This window comes from Ruegeria sp. CJ2 (assembly GCF_056536745.1).
In genome coordinates, this window is the sequence record NZ_JBQFQF010000015.1 from 34,764 (window position 1) to 52,143 (window position 17,380).

The 17,380-nt window shown below is 58.5% G+C and carries 16 protein-coding genes; 12 read left to right on the forward strand and 4 right to left on the reverse strand.

Going from position 1 to position 17,380, the window contains the following annotated elements; all coding sequences use genetic code 11:
* Positions 1 to 548 precede the first annotated feature (548 nt).
* The 10 genes from ACR0MS_RS18140 to ACR0MS_RS18185 all read left to right on the forward strand — a co-directional run bounded on the left by ACR0MS_RS18140 (position 549) and on the right by ACR0MS_RS18185 (position 11,124).
* On the forward strand, positions 549 to 812 hold the full coding sequence (locus ACR0MS_RS18140; protein WP_480576958.1) for a helix-turn-helix domain-containing protein: 264 nt from the start codon (positions 549 to 551) through the stop codon (positions 810 to 812).
* A 560-nt stretch (positions 813 to 1,372) separates the two neighbouring features.
* Entirely contained in the window at positions 1,373 to 2,386 is a 1,014-nt protein-coding gene (gene iolG / locus ACR0MS_RS18145) for an inositol 2-dehydrogenase (RefSeq protein ID WP_480576955.1), read from the forward strand.
* A gap of 163 nt (positions 2,387 to 2,549) precedes the next feature.
* A complete protein-coding gene (locus tag ACR0MS_RS18150; protein ID WP_480577047.1) occupies positions 2,550 to 3,452 on the forward strand; it encodes a sugar ABC transporter substrate-binding protein in 903 nt (300 codons plus the stop codon).
* 81 nt (positions 3,453 to 3,533) lie between these two features.
* Positions 3,534 to 4,658 carry an ABC transporter permease gene (locus tag ACR0MS_RS18155; protein ID WP_480576953.1) on the forward strand — a complete coding sequence of 375 codons (1,125 nt, stop codon included), beginning with the start codon at positions 3,534 to 3,536 and terminating at the stop codon, positions 4,656 to 4,658.
* A gap of 1 nt (position 4,659) precedes the next feature.
* Positions 4,660 to 5,478: an ATP-binding cassette domain-containing protein gene (locus tag ACR0MS_RS18160; protein ID WP_480576950.1), complete on the forward strand. Its 819-nt coding sequence runs from the start codon at positions 4,660 to 4,662 to the stop codon at positions 5,476 to 5,478.
* A 79-nt stretch (positions 5,479 to 5,557) separates the two neighbouring features.
* Entirely contained in the window at positions 5,558 to 7,390 is a 1,833-nt protein-coding gene (gene iolD, locus ACR0MS_RS18165; protein ID WP_480576947.1) for a 3D-(3,5/4)-trihydroxycyclohexane-1,2-dione acylhydrolase (decyclizing), read from the forward strand.
* A complete protein-coding gene (iolE, locus tag ACR0MS_RS18170; RefSeq protein ID WP_480576944.1) occupies positions 7,387 to 8,286 on the forward strand; it encodes a myo-inosose-2 dehydratase in 900 nt (299 codons plus the stop codon). Before iolD ends, iolE begins: the two co-directional genes overlap by 4 nt.
* 47 nt (positions 8,287 to 8,333) lie before the next feature.
* Entirely contained in the window at positions 8,334 to 9,515 is a 1,182-nt protein-coding gene (locus tag ACR0MS_RS18175) for a phytanoyl-CoA dioxygenase family protein (protein ID WP_480576941.1), read from the forward strand.
* 47 nt (positions 9,516 to 9,562) lie between these two features.
* Positions 9,563 to 10,369, forward strand: coding sequence for a 5-deoxy-glucuronate isomerase (gene iolB, locus ACR0MS_RS18180; RefSeq protein ID WP_480576938.1), 807 nt, complete (start codon positions 9,563 to 9,565; stop codon positions 10,367 to 10,369).
* Complete coding sequence (locus ACR0MS_RS18185; RefSeq protein ID WP_480576935.1) at positions 10,366 to 11,124, forward strand: SDR family NAD(P)-dependent oxidoreductase; 759 nt, start codon at positions 10,366 to 10,368, stop codon at positions 11,122 to 11,124. Before iolB ends, ACR0MS_RS18185 begins: the two co-directional genes overlap by 4 nt.
* A gap of 27 nt (positions 11,125 to 11,151) precedes the next feature.
* On the opposite strand, the gene ACR0MS_RS18190 is transcribed toward ACR0MS_RS18185, so the two are convergent.
* From ACR0MS_RS18190 to ACR0MS_RS18200, 3 genes are read right to left on the reverse strand one after another with little or no spacing between them, the layout of a single operon-like run.
* The gene (locus ACR0MS_RS18190; protein ID WP_480576932.1) at positions 11,152 to 11,991 is read right to left on the reverse strand and encodes a class II fructose-bisphosphate aldolase; all 840 of its coding nucleotides are present in this window, start codon (positions 11,989 to 11,991) and stop codon (positions 11,152 to 11,154) included.
* Positions 11,988 to 12,824, reverse strand: a complete 837-nt coding sequence (locus tag ACR0MS_RS18195; protein ID WP_480576929.1) for a 5-deoxy-glucuronate isomerase — start codon at positions 12,822 to 12,824, stop codon at positions 11,988 to 11,990. Before ACR0MS_RS18195 ends, ACR0MS_RS18190 begins: the two co-directional genes overlap by 4 nt.
* Before the next feature lie 8 nt (positions 12,825 to 12,832).
* Positions 12,833 to 13,801 carry a PfkB family carbohydrate kinase gene (locus ACR0MS_RS18200; RefSeq protein ID WP_480577044.1) on the reverse strand — a complete coding sequence of 323 codons (969 nt, stop codon included), beginning with the start codon at positions 13,799 to 13,801 and terminating at the stop codon, positions 12,833 to 12,835.
* Between the two features lie 127 nt (positions 13,802 to 13,928).
* Here ACR0MS_RS18200 and ACR0MS_RS18205 point away from each other — a divergent pair, with 127 nt between their 5' ends.
* Complete coding sequence (locus tag ACR0MS_RS18205; RefSeq protein WP_480576927.1) at positions 13,929 to 15,032, forward strand: Gfo/Idh/MocA family protein; 1,104 nt, start codon at positions 13,929 to 13,931, stop codon at positions 15,030 to 15,032.
* A 36-nt stretch (positions 15,033 to 15,068) separates the two neighbouring features.
* On the forward strand, positions 15,069 to 16,202 hold the full coding sequence (locus tag ACR0MS_RS18210; RefSeq protein WP_480576924.1) for a Gfo/Idh/MocA family protein: 1,134 nt from the start codon (positions 15,069 to 15,071) through the stop codon (positions 16,200 to 16,202).
* Here the strand turns inward: ACR0MS_RS18210 and ACR0MS_RS18215 are convergent, their stop codons facing one another.
* Positions 16,203 to 17,201, reverse strand: a complete 999-nt coding sequence (locus tag ACR0MS_RS18215; RefSeq protein WP_480576921.1) for a LacI family DNA-binding transcriptional regulator — start codon at positions 17,199 to 17,201, stop codon at positions 16,203 to 16,205.
* Positions 17,202 to 17,380: the final 179 nt, after the last annotated feature.

Here is a 17,380-nt window from a genome sequence, read left to right on the forward strand (position 1 = left end):
GTGTTCCTGCTGCCGACGGACCGGGTAGGGTAGAACCAATCATGGAAGGTCCATTGTGATGGGGGAAGGAATAGAAAACCTTCCCCAACAGCCAAGGCAGATTTATCAAACCGAGCGCAATAGAGTTAATCAGACCTATAGCAGTAGAGCCCAGAAATCGACTAAGCCGTTGGCCCAAAAGTCGGCCCAAATATTTCGAAGGTCTGTTGTCGGAAACCCACCTTCCTATCGACGTCCAATCAAACAGAGACCAATAATTGCCAGTACTTTCCAAAGCTGTTCCCTCCAACCACTGCTCAAAGACATGGGGATTAGGTCTAAGCATATCAACTATTAGATAATTAGGGTCCTCACCGAGCCTTTCACCATTGCCGGGATTGTAGAGTGGGGAACGTCTATTGCGTCCCGCGAAGGGTACGATGGCAGCACCACAAAGCCATCTTTGCAGCAAAGTCACGGCATTGCGGCAAAGTCAGCCCTGCAAGGTTTTCTACGCCTACACCGAATAGCAACCGTTGGCGTTCGTCGGCGTAAACCTTGGAGTGAGCATGGAAAACCAACCTGACCAGACACTGGGTGATTCCGTTGACTTAGACGTGATCGAACCCGACCTGATGAAGCTGGCAAAATTCAGCGCATCAACCGGAATCCCGCTTTCTACCGTTTATGACCTGCTGGCACGTGATGAACTTGAGGCCGTCAAAATAGGCCGCGCAACATTCATCCGCATGGAAAGCTATGCGCGGATGCTGGACCGGCAGCGCTGGAAGCCCAAACGGGCAGCCGCCGCTTCAAAGCTGGCAGGACCATAACACCCAAAACGGGGGCTAATCGTGGAACATCCGTGGAATCCAGCAGTTATTGGCGGATGTTTTGGTAATTAATATCAATAAGTTACGGACCTGTGGTGCGCTGTTAGCCCATCAGCAGGTTCGGGGTTCGAGTCCTCGCGGGATCGCCATCTAACGCAGCCCCAAACATATTTCATAAGACGGGCGCCCCGCGCCTTGCCGCCTGCGGCGACCTGAGCAGTGTTATCGGGCCAAGATGTATCTTGCGATGAGCGCAATTCCGACGATTGAGGCAATCAAAATTTCGGGGTTTTGTTCGAAATACCCGATCCAATACGACAGGTTTGTACCACCGCTTCCACCTCGTGAACCGGAGCTTGGGAAAGCTCCAGTCGCTATTCCATACTCAAACATTGCAACATCCCAGTACTCATGAACTGGGCCGCACACTATCACAGATAACGCTATAAATCCCGCGGCCTGGTAATTTGCGGTGGAGATTTAGGTTGCGATCAGAATTTTCTTGCAACCGGTTGCAAAAAGAAACACTGTGGCACCGAGTGAGGATTCGGGAGGTCCCATTGCTTGGAGTCGGACTGATTGGAGCTGGACGGATTGGCCGGGTTCATGCCCGCGCTATCTCAGAACACCCCCAAAGTATGTTGATCGCAATTTCCGATGCGGTGCCCGAAGCGGCGGCAAGTCTTGCAAAGGAATATGGGGCAGAGCGGCGTACATCTGACGCGCTGATCAGTGATCCTTCGATCGACGCGGTTCTGATCGCGTCACCCACGGATACGCATTCCGACTTGATAGAAGCTGCAACACGGGCCGGAAAAGCGGTTCTGTGCGAAAAACCTGTTGATCTCAGCCTTGAGCGGGCCCTTTCCTGTCGTGCTGCCGCTGCGAAAACGGGCCGCCCTGTCATGATCGGGTTCAATCGCCGATTTGATCCCAGTTTTTCGTCGCTTAAGTTGGCGGCAGATCAGGGCGAGATCGGGGCGACCGAGATGCTCTCGATCACGTCCTTCGACCCTGCACCGCCGCCGATTGACTACGTCAAAGTCTCGGGCGGTCTGTTTCGGGATATGATGATCCACGATTTCGACATGGCGAACTATCTGATGGGCACGTTGCCTGTGCAGATTTCCGCAGTCGGATCTTCGATTGTCGACCCTGAAATCGGACGCGCCGGAGATGTGGATACTGCCGTTGTTACAATGACTTACGATGGTGGTAAGATTGCGGTTATCAAGAATTCCCGGCGCGCTGCCTACGGTTATGATCAGCGCATTGAGGTGCTGGGGTCAGGGGGGCTTTTGCAAGCTCATAACATTCTGGAAAACGCGGTCGTGAAATCTACGGCCAATGGCGTCACCGGGGCCAAGCCCACCTATTTTTTCCTGGAACGCTATATGCCCGCCTATCGCGCGGAGTGGGATGCGTTCGTGCAGGCGGTACAGGCTGGCTCGGCGATGCCGGTCACGCTGGAGGATGGTGTATCCGCCCTTGCAATGGCCGAGGCCGCGACACGTTCCATGCAGACCGGACAGCCCGTTGCGCTGGCTGATGTTTTGAAACCGGTTGCAAAATGACTGGATATCCGGAAACTGGGGCAAGCTCCGCCAGATTCCCGGAGTGGAGGAGATTCGGTCCGTCCGAATGATTGGGGCTGAGACCCCGGCAAAAAGACAAACTGTTCTTATGGGAGGAAACCAAATGAATAAGTTCGTAAAGAGCGCTCTGGCAGCCAGCGCGATGGCGCTGGCGACCGTGACCGGCGCGGCTGCGGAGGGCGAGAAGTATATTTTGGTCAGCCACGCCCCTGATAGCGATAGCTGGTGGAATACGATCAAGAACGGCATCGCGCTGGCGGGCGAGCAAATGGGTGTCGAAGTGGAATATCGCAACCCGCCCACCGGTGATCTTGCTGATATGGCGCGGATCATTGATCAGGCGGCAGCCTCTGGTCCGAATGGGATCATCACAACGTTGGCTGATCCGGACATTCTGGAAGGTCCGATCCGGGCCGCGGTGGATTCCGGTATCGACGTTATCATCATGAACACCGGCACGCCTGACAAGGCGCGCGAAATTGGTGCCCTGATGTATGTGGGTCAGCCTGAATATGACGCGGGCCTGGCAGCCGGTCAGCGCGCCAAGGCTGACGGCATCGGGTCGTTCCTCTGCGTGAACCACTACATCGTGCAGCCGTCCAGCCAAGAGCGCTGCCAGGGATTTGCCGACGGTCTGGGCGTCGAACTGGGCGAGCAGATGATCGACGCGGGGCAGGACCCTGCTGAAATCAAGAACCGGGTTCTGGCCTATCTGTCGGCCAACCCGGATACGGACGCTGTTCTGACGCTTGGCCCGACCTCGGCTGATCCAACCATTCTGGCGCTGCAGGAAAACGGCATGGCCGGTGACATCTATTTCGGCACGTTCGACTTGGGCGGTGAAATCGTCAAGGCCATCAAGGACGGCACCATCCAGTGGGGTATCGACCAGCAGCCCTTCCTGCAAGCCTATCTGCCGGTTGTGGTGCTGACCAACTACCACCGTTATGGCGTTCTGCCGGGCAACAACATCAACTCGGGCCCCGGATTTGTGACCGCAGACGGCCTGACCAAGATTGAAGAGTTCGCGGGCGAATACCGCTGATCTTCTGAATCACAGCGGGCACCCGTTCGGTGTGCCCGCTGCACTTCTAATACTCAGAACCCCGCGCGAGGGAGGACCACGATGTCTGAGTCAGTTCAATCCACGGCAGGCGGCGACGAGCGGATCAAAGAGATCTCACCACTGCGCCGTGCCCTGATCCGTCCCGAATTGGGTGGGATGGTCGGCACCGTGGCCGTATTCACTTTTTTCCTGCTGTTCGCCTTTGACAGCGGCATGTTCACCGCGCAGGGGGTAATGAACTGGTCGGTCGTTTCGGCTCAGTTCATGATCATCGCTGTCGGGGCCTGTCTGCTGATGATCGCCGGTGAATTTGACCTGTCCGTCGGGTCGATGATCGGGTTTGCGGGGATGATGATTGCCATTTTCTCGGTCACGATGAGCTGGCCGGTCTGGATGGCGATCATAGTCACGTTTGTTCTTTGCGTCGCTATCGGAGCGCTGAACGGCTATATCGTTGTCCGAACGGGTCTGCCCAGTTTCATTGTTACGCTGGCGTTTCTGTTCATTCTGCGCGGTTTTACGATTTACCTTCCGCAGACGATCGAACGCAAAACCATCATCGGCGGGATCAAGGACGCTGCCGAAGGCGATTGGCTGGCGTCGGTCTTTGGCGGAAAGGTCGGACAAGGCTTGTTTGTCTGGCTCGGTGACAACGGCGTGATCGAGGTTTTCGAACGGGGTTCTCGTCAGGGGCAGCCCGTGGTGGACGGCATTCCAATGCTGATCATCTGGGCCATTGGCATCATCATTTTTGGCCATGTACTGCTGACCAAAACGAAGTTCGGCAACTGGATTTTTGCGGCCGGTGGCGATGCCGAGGCAGCCCGGAACTCGGGTGTGCCGGTCAACAAAGTCAAAATCCTGATGTTCATGTTCACGGCCTTCTGTGCGACCGTCTTTGCCACCTGTCAGGTGATGGAGTTCGGCTCGGCCGGTGCCGATCGCGGCCTGCTAAAGGAATTCGAGGCGATCATTGCCGTGGTTATCGGTGGCGCGTTACTGACCGGCGGCTATGGCTCGGTTCTTGGCGCGGCGCTGGGCGCGCTGATCTTTGGTGTGGTCCAACAGGGATTGTTCTTTGCCGGTGTGGAAAGCTCTCTATTCCGGGTGTTCTTGGGTGTGATCCTGCTGGGGGCGGTGATCCTGAACACCTATATCCGCCGTATCATCACAGGAGAACGCTGAGATGACCGAAGATACCAAGTTCCATCACGGCGACGCAGAGGATCGCAAGCCGATCATTCGGATGGTCGATATCCAGAAACACTTTGGCTCGGTGATTGCGCTTGCGGGGGTCAGCTTTGATCTGAAACCGGGCGAATGCCACTGCCTTCTGGGGGACAACGGTGCGGGCAAGTCGACCTTCATCAAGACGATGTCGGGCGTGCACAAGCCGACCGCGGGTGAGATATTCTTCGAAGAAAAGCCTATGCACTTCGAAGACCCGCGCGATGCAATCTCCGCCGGGATCGCAACGGTGCACCAGCATCTGGCCATGATCCCGCTGATGAGTGTCAGCCGCAATTTCTTCATGGGCAACGAGCCGACGCGCAAAGTGGCCGGGATCAACTTTTTCGATAAGAAGCTGGCGGATGAGATCACCATGGAAGAGATGCGCAAAATGGGCATCAACCTGCGTGGCCCGGATCAGGCCGTTGGCACATTGTCTGGGGGTGAGCGTCAGACGGTGGCAATTGCGCGGGCTGTGCATTTCGGAGCGAAGATCCTGATCCTGGACGAGCCGACCTCGGCCCTTGGTGTGCGTCAGACCTCGAACGTGTTGGCGACCATCGACAAGGTGCGCAGTCAGGGGATCGGTGTGGTCTTCATCAGCCACAACGTGCGTCATGCGCTGGCGGTTGGCGATCGCTTTACCGTGTTGAACCGGGGTAAAACCCTTGGAACGGCCAAGCGCGGTGAGATCTCGCCCGAAGAATTGCAGGACCTGATGGCTGGCGGGCAGGAATTGGCCCAGTTGGAAGGCTCTTTGGGTGGAACGGTGTAACGCCGTTCCCCTGTCTGGGGTTCAGAACTATCGAAATTGCAGAAAGGGCCGGATGGCCTTGTGTTGAAAAGGGATCACAATGGGCAAGACAGTCCGATTGACCGCAGCGCAAGCTTTGGTGCGCTATCTGGGCGCGCAGATGAACGAAGCCGGAGAGCCGTTTATTGCGGGCGTTTGGGCCATTTTCGGCCATGGCAACGTGGCCGGACTGGGTGAGGCGCTGCACGCCGTAAAGGACAGCCTGCCCACCTATCGCGGCCATAACGAGCAGACCATGGCGCATTGTGCCATCGCATATGCCAAGCAAAAGCGTCGGACGCAGACGATGGCGGTGACGTCCTCGATCGGGCCGGGGGCCACGAATATGGTGACGGCGGCGGCGCTGGCCTATGTGAACCGCCTGCCGGTGTTGCTGTTGCCCGGTGATGTGTTTGCGACGCGTGGTCCTGACCCGGTTCTACAACAGCCCGAGGATTTCAACGACGGGACGGTCAGCGCGAATGACTGTTTCCGCCCGGTCAGCCGTTACTTTGACCGGATCACCCGGCCTGAACATCTGCTGACCGCCCTGCCACGCGCCTTCCGCACGATGACGGACCCCGCCGATTGCGGACCCGTTACGCTGTCCTTCTGTCAGGACGTGCAGGCCGAGGCGTATGACTATCCCGAAAGCTTCTTTGAGCCCCGCGTCTGGTATCAGCGCCGTATTCGCCCGGACGAGGGTGAACTGGCCCGTGCGGTGGCTGCGATCAAGGCCGCCAAACGCCCGGTGATCATTGCCGGGGGTGGTGTGCATTACTCGGGCGCGACCGACGCGTTGCAGAGTTTTGCCGAGACGCACAACATTCCGATCACCGAAACGCAGGCGGGCAAGTCCGCGTTGGCCTGGGATCATCCGTTGAACCTTGGGCCGGTTGGTGTGACGGGCGGCGAGCCTGCCAATGACGTGTGTGCCGAGGCCGATCTGGTACTGGCCGTCGGTACGAGGTTGCAGGACTTCACCACGGGGTCATGGGGCCTGTTCTCGAACCCGGACCGCGAGATGGTGTGCCTGAACACTAACGCCTATGACGCCGAGAAACACGGCGCGATGCCGCTGCAATCCGACGCCCGCGTGGGGTTGGAGGAACTGGGGGCGGCCCTGCAAGGTTATCGCGCCGATACGGTTTCGGACAGGCTCAAGGCCGACTGGTACGGAAAGGTCGACAAGCTGACGGACGCGCCCGGCGACGGGAACGCGCTGCCGACGGATATGCAGGTTGTGGGTGCGGTTCAGCGTGCCTCGCACAACGATACGGTTGTGATGTGTGCGGCAGGTACGATGCCGGGAGAGTTGCACAAGCTGTGGAAAGCCCCGCGTCCCGGCGCGTACCACATGGAATACGGCTTTAGCTGCATGGGGTACGAAATCGCGGGTGCCATGGGCATCAAGATGGCCGAGCCCGAGCGCGACGTGATCTGCTTTACCGGCGACGGCACCTATATGATGGCCAATTCCGAGATGGCCTCGGCCGCGATGATGGGGGTCTCGTTTACCGTGGTGATCACCGACAACCGGGGCTTTGGCTGCATCAACCGCTTGCAGATGGGCACTGGCGGGGCCGAGTTTAACAACCTGCTGGATCACGCCGTTCATGAGACCCCTTCTGCCATAGACTTCGCGGCCCATGCCGCAGCAATGGGCGCGACCTCGGTCAAGGTTGGTTCCATTGCCGAGCTGGAAGACGCGCTGGCCAAACGCACCGACATCAAAGGGCCGTATGTGGTTGTCATTGATACCGACCCATACCCATCTACCGAATACGGTGGAACATGGTGGGAAGTGGCGGTGCCCGAGGTCAGCATCCGCCCCGAAGTGAACGAAAAACGCGCGGCCTATGAGCTGGCGATCAAGGAAAGAAACACCAAATGAGCGTGAAAATCGGTATTTCTCCGATTGCGTGGCAGAATGATGATCTGCCGGATCTGACGGCTGCTTACACTATGGAGCAGGCGCTGAAGGAGGCCCGCGAGATCGGTTATACCGGTGTCGAACGCGGCCAGCGGATGCCTGGCGATACCGAAGGTCTGCGCGCCTATCTTGAGGGGAATGACATCGCGCTCTGCGGTGGTTGGTGCTCGGGCGCATCGCTGGTGAACGACTTCGCAACCGAACGCGAGGCCGTGCGCGAACAGGTCGAACAATTCGTGGCGCTGAACAGCCCTTGTATCGTCTATGCCGAATGTTCGAACACGGTGCAGGGCCAGATCGGAACTCCGGTCAATGACCGCCCGAAGCTGACCAGAGATGAAGTTTTGGCTTATGCCGCCAAGATCACCGAATTGGCCAAATGGATGGCGGATCAGGGGATGCCCATGGCCTATCACCATCACATGGGCACGATCATCGAAAGCGAAGACGACGTGAACTGGTTGATGGAAGGGTCGGGCCCCGAGGTGAAGCTGTGCTTTGACACCGGCCATCTGTTGTTTGGGGGTGGCGATGTTCTGGCGACTTTGAACCGCTGGGGCGACCGGGTGCATCATGTGCATTTCAAAGATATCCGCCCGCAGGTCGTGCAGGACACGCGCGAGAACACTCGCAGCTTTCTGGATGCCGTGATTGCAGGGGCGTTCACCGTGCCCGGCGATGGCTGCATCGACTTTCAGGCCGTTGCGAACACGCTGAATGCACTGGAGTATAGCGGTTGGATCGTTGTCGAAGCCGAACAGGATCCGGCCAAGGCACCGCCTTACGAATACTCCAAAATGGGCTACGACCACATCCTTGAGGTGTGCGGAAAGGCGGGGTTGTCCATCACGAACTGACAGGCCGAACACGGCACAACACCAAAGCCATGAGAAAGGAGAAAATCATGGTGCATCAAGAGCTTGGATATGTCGGGTATTTTGACCGGGAATCCTGTGATCTGGATGAATTCAAGGTGTTGACCTCTCAGAATCTTTCGGCGGATGCGGTGCCATTTGCTGCAACGGTTGAACGCAATGTGCCGGTCTATGACATGCAGGCGTTGCAGCCTGTGCTGAGACGGCCCGGGGAACGTCTGGCCCTGTTGTCGGAATGGGGTTGGGTTCTGAGCAAATCCGCTGGCGTAATTGCGTTGAAAGGGGCTTATTCTGATACCTCGGTGATCGACCGGGCCTCGGACGTGTTTACCCAGATCATTGACGAGGAGCGCCAAAGCGGAGCGGGAGAGGGTGATCATTTTGCGGCTTCAGGAGCCAATGATCGGATATGGAACGCGGCGCAAAAGCAATGCCTGCGAGACCCCGAAGGGTTCGCCTTGTATTTCGGAAACACGTCGATCTCGGCGGTGTGCGAGGCTTGGCTGGGTCCGAACTATCAGGTCACTGCGCAGATCAATCAGGTGCGACCCGGTGGCCAGGCGCAGCAGGCGCATCGCGATTATCATCTTGGGTTTCAAAGTGCGGAAAATGCGGAACGCTATCCGGCCCATGCCCATCACCTGACCGCCGCGCTGACATTGCAAGGCGCGGTGCCCCATTGTGATATGCCGGTCGAAAGCGGCCCGACCAAGCTGTTGCCTTTTTCGCAGCTCTACGCGCCCGGCTATCTGGCCTTTCACGATCCCGCTCATAGGGACCATTTCGAAGACACGTTTATCCAGTTGCCTTTGTCCAAAGGTGATGCGGTGTTCTTTAATCCGGCGCTGTTCCACGCTGCTGGCGAAAACCAAAGCTCGGATATCAATCGAATGGCAAACTTGCTGCAAATCTCGTCCGCCTTTGGACGCGCGATGGAGGCCGTGGATCGACGGACCATGTCGCAAGCCATTCTGCCGTCCCTGATCGCATTGAAACAGCGGGGCGATCTGGACGCCTTGGAACTGAATGCCGCGATTGCGGCCACGGCCGAGGGGTATCCCTTTCCCACCAATCTGGACACGGATCCGCCGATCGGGGGCAACGCGCCAGAAAGTCAGGCGGACATCCTGCGTCGCGCGGTCGCGGAAGGTTGGTCAGAGTCGCAATTGACCGACGCGCTTTCGGCCTTGCACAGACGGCAAGCCGCGTGAAACATCATTCGGCTGGGCCCTGACCCACCCATCAAGGAGACAACGCCATGGCAAACCTGCTCAGGAAACCGTTCGGCACACGCGGCAAGGTGCATGATATCACACCGGCCAATGCGGGCTGGCGGTATGTTGGCTTTGGCCTCTATCACCTGCGGGCGGGTGATGTCGCGTCCGAGGTGACCGGAGATCAAGAGGTCATTCTGGTCATGGTGGAAGGCAAGGCGCAGATCAGCGGAGCGGATCGCGACTGGGGTGTGCTGGGCGACCGGATGAATGTGTTCGAGAAGACGCCGCCGCACTGCCTCTATCTGCCCAATGGGGTCGAGTGGCGGGCCGTTGCCGAAACTGATTGCGTTCTCGCCGTTTGTTCTGCGCCGGGAAAAGGAGGACACGCGGCGCGGCGGATTGGTCCGGATGGCATCACACTGACCGAACGCGGCAAGGGGGTGAACACCCGCTATATCAACAATATCGCGATGGAAAACGAAGACTATGCCGATAGCCTGCTGGTAACCGAAGTCTTCACGCCGAACGGCCATTGGTCATCTTACCCCAGCCATCGCCATGACGAGGATGATTTTCCAAGGATCACCTATCTGGAAGAGACCTATTATCACCGCCTCAATCCCGCGAGCGGGTTTGGCATTCAACGGGTCTATACAGATGACGGCCAATTGGATGAAACAATGGCTGTGTCCGATGGCGATGTTGTGACCGTTCCGCGCGGTCATCACCCTTGCGGGGCACCCTATGGTTTTGAGATGTATTATCTGAACGTCATGGCGGGCCCTTTGCGGAAATGGCGATTTGTACCCGCGCCTGAAGTTGAATGGATCATGGAGCGAGACGGATGACACCGGAATTTGCCAACTTCCCTAGTCTGAACGGAAAAACCGTTTTCATAACCGGCGGCGCAGGAGGGATCGGCGCAGAAACGGTTCATGCGTTTGCAGCACAAGGGGCAAAAGTTGGGTTTCTGGATATCAACGCGGACGCCGGATTGAATTTGCTGTCTGCCCTTGATGGCGAACATGCCTTTGTCCAATGCGACCTGCGCGATATCGAGGCTTTGCGCGAAGCACTTGGTCAGTTGACAGACGAACTGGGCCCCGCGCAGGTTCTGGTCAATAACGCCGCACATGACGACCGCCATGACTGGCGCGAGGTAACGCCCGAGTATTGGGACGAGCGTATGGCAACCAATATCCGCCACATGTTCTTTGCTATCCAGTCTGTCGCCCCTGCAATGATCGAAGCGGGTGGTGGATCCATTATCAATCTCGGCTCGAACTCATGGTGGGAATGCGGAGCCGGGTTTCCTGCCTATGCGACGGCAAAATCGGCGGTCCACGGCCTGACCCGTACAATGGCGCGCGAGTTGGGGGATCACCGCATCCGTGTGAACACCGTTGTCCCCGGCTGGATCATGACAGACCGCCAGAAAGACCTGTGGGTCACCCCCGAGGCACTGGCCAAGCAGGTTGACCGTCAGTGTCTGCCTGACCCGATTGATCCTGTATACGTGGCCCGGATGGTGGTGTTTCTGGCCTCGGATGATGCTGCCATGTGCAGCGCGGGGAACTTTATGGTCGAGGGCGGTTCGATCTGATCACGCCAAAGGTTGCCGATAAATCGGCTAAACCTGAGGCGGTGCGCCAAACGCGCGGATCACAGTACGGGCTGCAGCTTCGACCGGGTCGTGCGTCTCTTTCAGGATGGTTACCCGGTCAAATCGTTCTGGATCGGCTGTAACGGCCTCGCGCAGCGCGGCGCCGAAGGCCATGCGCAGTTCAGTCCCGATGTTGAACTTGCAGATCGACGTTTCGCGGGACAGGCGCGTGCGCTGCTCAACCGGCACGCCAGACCCGCCATGGATGACAAGGGGCACGTCGGTCAGCGCGTCAATCTCGGCAATGCGTGCTTCGTCCAGACCGCCTTCCTTGTCCTGTTGCAGGTGGACATTTCCAACCGAGATCGCCATGGCGTCGACACCGCTTTGCTGCGCGAACTGCGCGGCCTCGGCAGGGTCGGTTCCGTTCGATCCCTCGCCGCCCGAGTAGCCAACGAACCCGATCTCGCCCTCGCATGAGATACCGGCAGCATGCGCCATTTCAGCAATGGTGGCGGTTTCGTCGATATTTTGCTGCAACGGTTTGCGTGATCCGTCGAACATTAGCGAAGTAAAGCCGCTGTCCAGCGCGATCTTGCACTCTTCAAACGTATAGCCGTGATCCAGATGCGCCACGACAGGGACCGAGGCGTTTTCAGCCAGATACCGGAACATCTTGCCCAGCACCGGCAGGGGCGTATGTTCGCGGCAGCTTGGTCCGGCTTGCAGGATGACGGGGGCGTTTTCAGCCTCGGCCGCGGCGACATAGGCGCGCATATCTTCCCAGCCGAGTGTGACCAACCCGGCGACGGCATAGCCTTGATCATAGGCGGGTTGCAGGACGTCTTTCAGCGTAACGAGGGTCATTTGAACTTGGCGATCATGTCTTTGATGCCCGGAATCGTTTCGATCTGATAGGCATGGGTGGGTTGGAAATACTGCACCAGAGACCGCTGGGTCAGGCCGCCGAGGATGGTGAAATAATACATCTCATACCCCGGCAGGACGCAGCAGGGGTGATAGCCATTGTCGATGCAGATCGTGGACCCATCGACGATATGATAGGCGTCGCCCGGCTCGTTATCCTCGCGCTGCAACATTTGCAGGCCCGAGCCCCAGTTGGGTTTGAAGCGGAAATTATAGGTCTCGTCATGCCGCGTTTCGTCCGGCAGGCGGTTGGTGTCGTGCTTGTGGCTGGGAAACCCCGACCAGCCGCCCTGACCGACGGTGAACAGCTCGCTCACCAACAGGCGGCCCACTTTGTCGTGCTGTTTTTGACCGAGGATGTGCTTGATCTTGCGGTGGGTTTTGGTGTCGTCGCTGCCATATTGCACAAGGTCATGCTCGCGCACATCGAACGGGTCCAGCACCTTGTCATATTTGGCACCGGCCACGAAAACCTCGGCCTCGTCCGAGACACAGACCATCTGCGCCTTTGCCCCAACAGGCACATAAACCCCTTCGGGTTCGCCATCCCAGACATCCTCGCCCCGGTTTCCCAGCGCCGGGAATTGCACGCCCTCGACCTCGACATCGACGCTGCCGGTGGCGGGCGCGATGCAGGTTTCATAGCCGGGCACCTGATATTCGAACGCCTCGCCCTTTTTCAGTTTGACGATGTTGAAATAGTTCAGCGGCACCGTCGGGTCGTCGGCATCCACGATGGGTTTGTTCTGGTTGTCAAACGGGGCGATATGCATGGGACCTCCTAGGTCGTGGGACCGGGATGGGACGCAAGGAAGGCGTCCAGTTCAGACGTAGTGGGCATGGCAGGGGCGCAGCCGGGCTGTGACACGACAACCGATGCGCAGGCCGAGCCCCGCATCACCGCATCACGCAGCGAATGACCCGCCGCAATCGAGGCCAGCAGCCCGGCCATGAAACTGTCCCCGGCTCCGTTGGGTTTTACAGCTTTAACCGGATAGATGCCGGTTTCGATCTCCTGACCCTCAGTCAGGGTCACCGCACCTTTTTCACCCATTTTGTAGATGACGATACGGCCCGGTTTTTCCGCCAGTTCCTTGGCCTTGGCAAAGCCTTTGTCGATACCGCCTGCCATGAAACCAAATTCCTCATCATTGCCGACGATCAGGTCGCTGGCTTCGCCTGCGCGGGACAGAACTTCGGCTGCGACTTCGGCTGAGGGCCAGCTATAGGGGCGGTAGTCGATATCAAAGATGATCGGCAAACCGGCGGCGCGTGCATTGTCGAAGGCACGGAACGTGGCACCGCGGGATGGTTCGGCGGCAAAGACCGTTCCGGCTGAGATCACGGCCGAGAACTGACCGTAATCAACCCTGTCCATATCCTCTTCTGTGACTTGAAAATCGACTGCGCCGTTGCGGTAGATGACGTTCTGGAAGTCTTCGATGCAGCTTTCATAGACCGCCAGCGACATCCGGTATTCGCCGCCGACCACACGAATGAACGAGGTGTCCACCCCGTAATGTGCAAGCCGGTTCAGGCAGAACCGCCCCACCGCATCGTCCGAGACCGAAGTGATCAGAGATGCCTGACTGCCCAGCTTGACCAGCCCCGCGCAGATATTGGCGGACGATCCGCCCAGATCGGCACGAAAGGTATCGGCATTTTCACTTTTGACGCCGACGGGGTCGGCGAACATGTCCATGCCGGCACGCCCGAAAACGGCAAACCTGTTTCCTTTGATCCCGTCCATCAAAGTGCTCACGTCTTGTCCTCCGGCGAAAAGGGGCGGGCAGGGATCGTAGGTCCTTGCGTTAAATCGATTCTCACGATACTGATTTTGCAACCGGTTGCAAATATATTGTTCGGAGCCGTTGGAAATGCCTGAAATCGGAATTGGAATCGTCGGTGGCGGCTATATGGGTAAGGCCCATTCGGTTGCGATGGCCGCTGTGGGCGCTGTGTTCAACACCGAGTTGCGCCCCCGGCTTGAGGTGATTTGTGCCTCGACCCCCGATAGCGCCGAACGCTACCGCGTGGCCTATGGGTTTGCTCGGGCGACGGATGACTGGCGTGTGCTGGTCAACGATCCGAAAGTTGAGGCAGTGGTGATCGCCTCACCCCAGTCGACGCATCGTCAGATTGCCGAGGCCGCCTTTGCGCTGGGCAAACCGGTGCTGTGCGAAAAACCTCTGGGTGCGTCCTTGTATGATAGCCGCGCGATGGTGGAGGCGGCCAAGGCTGCCGGAGCGATCAACATGGTTGGCTTCAATTATATCCGAACGCCTGCCAGCCAATATGCACGGCGCTTGATCGCGGATGGAGAGATCGGCGACGTCACCTGGTTTCGGGGGGAACATACCGAGGATTTCTACGCCGACCCCCAAGCACCTGCGACATGGCGCACGACGGGCATGGCGAACGGCACGATCGGCGATCTGGCCCCGCATATGGTCAATGGCGCGATGGCCCTGATCGGGCCGATTGCGCAGGTGATGGCCGATGTGGAAACCGTCCACCGCCATCGACCGGGCGGAGAGGTCACGAATGACGACCATGCCCAGATGATGTGCCGCTTTGAGAACGGCGTCATGGGCAATCTCTATTTCAGCCGCGTCGCCACGGGGCGGAAGATGGGCTACGCCTATGAGATCTCAGGCACCAAAGGCGCGATCCGATTTGATCAGGAAGACCAGAACGCCCTATGGCTGTATCATCGGGAAGGCCCGGAGGCGTCGCGGGGTTTCACCAAGATTCTGACCGGACCCGCGCACCCGGATTATGAACCCTTCTGTCAGGGACCGGGCCATGGCACCGGCTATCAGGACCAGATCATTATCGAGGCGAAGGACTTCCTGAACGCCATCCACACGGGCCAAAACATCTGGCCGACCTTCCGCGACGGGCATGAGGTGAACCGTGTTCTGGCGGCGGTGCTTGCGTCCTCGGACCAGCGGCAATGGCAGAACGTCAGCGATTTCTGACGGTACAAACGACAAGACAACAGAGAGACTAAGATCATGGCAAAGCTGAAATGGGGCATGATTGGTGGCGGCGAGGGCAGTCAGATCGGGCCCGCCCACCGGTTGGGCGCGCTGGCCGACGGGATGTTCGAATTCGCCGCGGGCGCGTTGGATCACCGCCCGGATGTCGGGCGAGAATATGCGCAGCGTCTGGGCGTGGCGCAGGACCGTGCCTATGGCGATTGGCAAGAGATGCTGGCCGGTGAAAAAGACCGCTCCGACCGCATTGATCTGGTGACAATTGCCACACCGAACGCCACCCATTTCGAGATTGCCAAGGCGTTCCTTGAGGCTGGTTTCCACGTGCTGTGCGAAAAGCCGATGACCATGACCGTGGAAGAAGGCGAGGAGATCGTGCGCGTGGCCGAAACCTCGGGCAAGATCTGCGCGGTCAATTATTGCTATTCCGCCTATCCGATGGTGCGGCAGGCGCGTGCGATGGTGCGGGCGGGCGACATCGGCAAGGTGCGTCTGGTGGTGACAAATTTCAGTCACGGACACCACGGTGATGCAACCGATGCCGACAACCCCCGTGTGCGTTGGCGCTATGATCCAGCGATGGCTGGCGTATCCGGGCAGTTCGCAGATTGCGGTATCCACGCGCTGCATATGGCCAGCTTCATCAGTGATGATGAGGTCAAGGTGCTTTCGGCTGACATGGCCTCGACCATTTCCAGCCGCGAGCTTGAAGACGACGCCATGATCAACTTCCGCACCGAAGGTGGCGCGGTTGGGCGGCTGTGGACCTCTTCGGTGGCCATCGGGCGACAGCATGGGTTCGACATTCAGGTCTTTGGCGAAACCGGAGGTCTGCGCTGGGCGTCCGAGCAACCCAATCAGCTGATCTATACCCCGGTCGGAGGCCGCACGCAGATCATTGAAAAAGGCGAAGGCGGGTTGCATGACGACGCGCAACGCCTGTCCCGCGTGGCGATTGCTCACCCCGAAGGATTCCCGCTGGCCGTGGCCAATATCTATTGCGATCTGGCCGATGCCATATTGGGTGAGGTGCGGGATGGGCTGCCGACCCCCTCTGACGGAGTGCGGTCGATTGCAGCCGTACACGCGGCTGTCGCGTCGTCCAGAAATGACGGCGCGTGGACCGACGCCCGTCCGCCGATGTTCCGCTGATCAGGGACGGGGGCGCAACGTGCCCCGTTCGATAACCCGGCAGGGGAAAATTCGGGCCTCGGGATACCGCTCGGGGTCTTTCAGCATCTCCTCGACCAGGTCGACGGAGGATGTGATGATCTGCTTGATGGGCTGGTGAATCGTGGTCAGATTCACGCTTTCCCAGCGCGACATCTCCATGTCATTCAGGCCGATAATCCCGACGTCCTTGCCCGGTTTCAACCCATGATCGGATAAGGCCGACAGCGCGCCGATTGACAGGATATCGTCACCGCAGAAATAGCCATCGGCCGGGGCGTTGGTCAAAAGCCGCAGCATTTCGGCGCGCCCTGCCTCAAACGAATAGGCCCCTGCAAAGGAATGTGAAACCTCCAGCTCGGGATGCTTGTCTACCTCTTCCATGAAACCGTGATATCGGTCCATGGCCGAGGTCGCATCCTTCGGCCCGCCCAGATACCCGATACGACGATAACCGCGCGCCATCAGCTCACGTGCCGCCATGCGTCCACATTCGACATTGTCGATTCCGACGACATGAACCTCGGGCGAGGTGGCCGACCGTCCGAACGTGTGCACGACGGGCACTCCGGCATCGTGAAAGGCTTTGGCAAAACTGGGCGGTAGAGTCGACGACGCCACGATTGCCGCGTCCACGGAATACTGGCGCAGCATGCGAACTGAATTGGCGGGTTCCGTCTCGTCGGTCAGGTTCACGATCAAAGGCCGCAGGCCGCGTTCCTGCAACGCTCGGGTGAATTGATCGAAGACCTCAAGAAAGATCGGGTTGTGGAAGTTGTTAGAGATCAGCCCGATCAGCTTGGTCCGCCCGGTGGTCAGGGATGAGGCCAGCGCATTCGGGCTGTATCCCAGTTCCGCCGCGGCTTTCTCGACCTTGCTTCGGGTTTTGGCCGAGACAGACGCCCCTTCGGTAAAGGTCCGCGACACGGCCGAACGCGATACGCCAGCAAGGGCCGCAACATCTTTCAAAGTTACGCTCATGGCAGGCACCATTGGCGCAGGGTAGGGCTGGGATTTGAATTCATGGCTGGATATTACGCAGCATCGCAATCAACTTGCAATCGGTTGCAAATCTTACTGTACGTTACCATCCATTCAAGCAATCCTTGAGACCCTCCGTCCGAGAGTATGCGCATGTCTTACCTGCGTGTTTTAGCAGA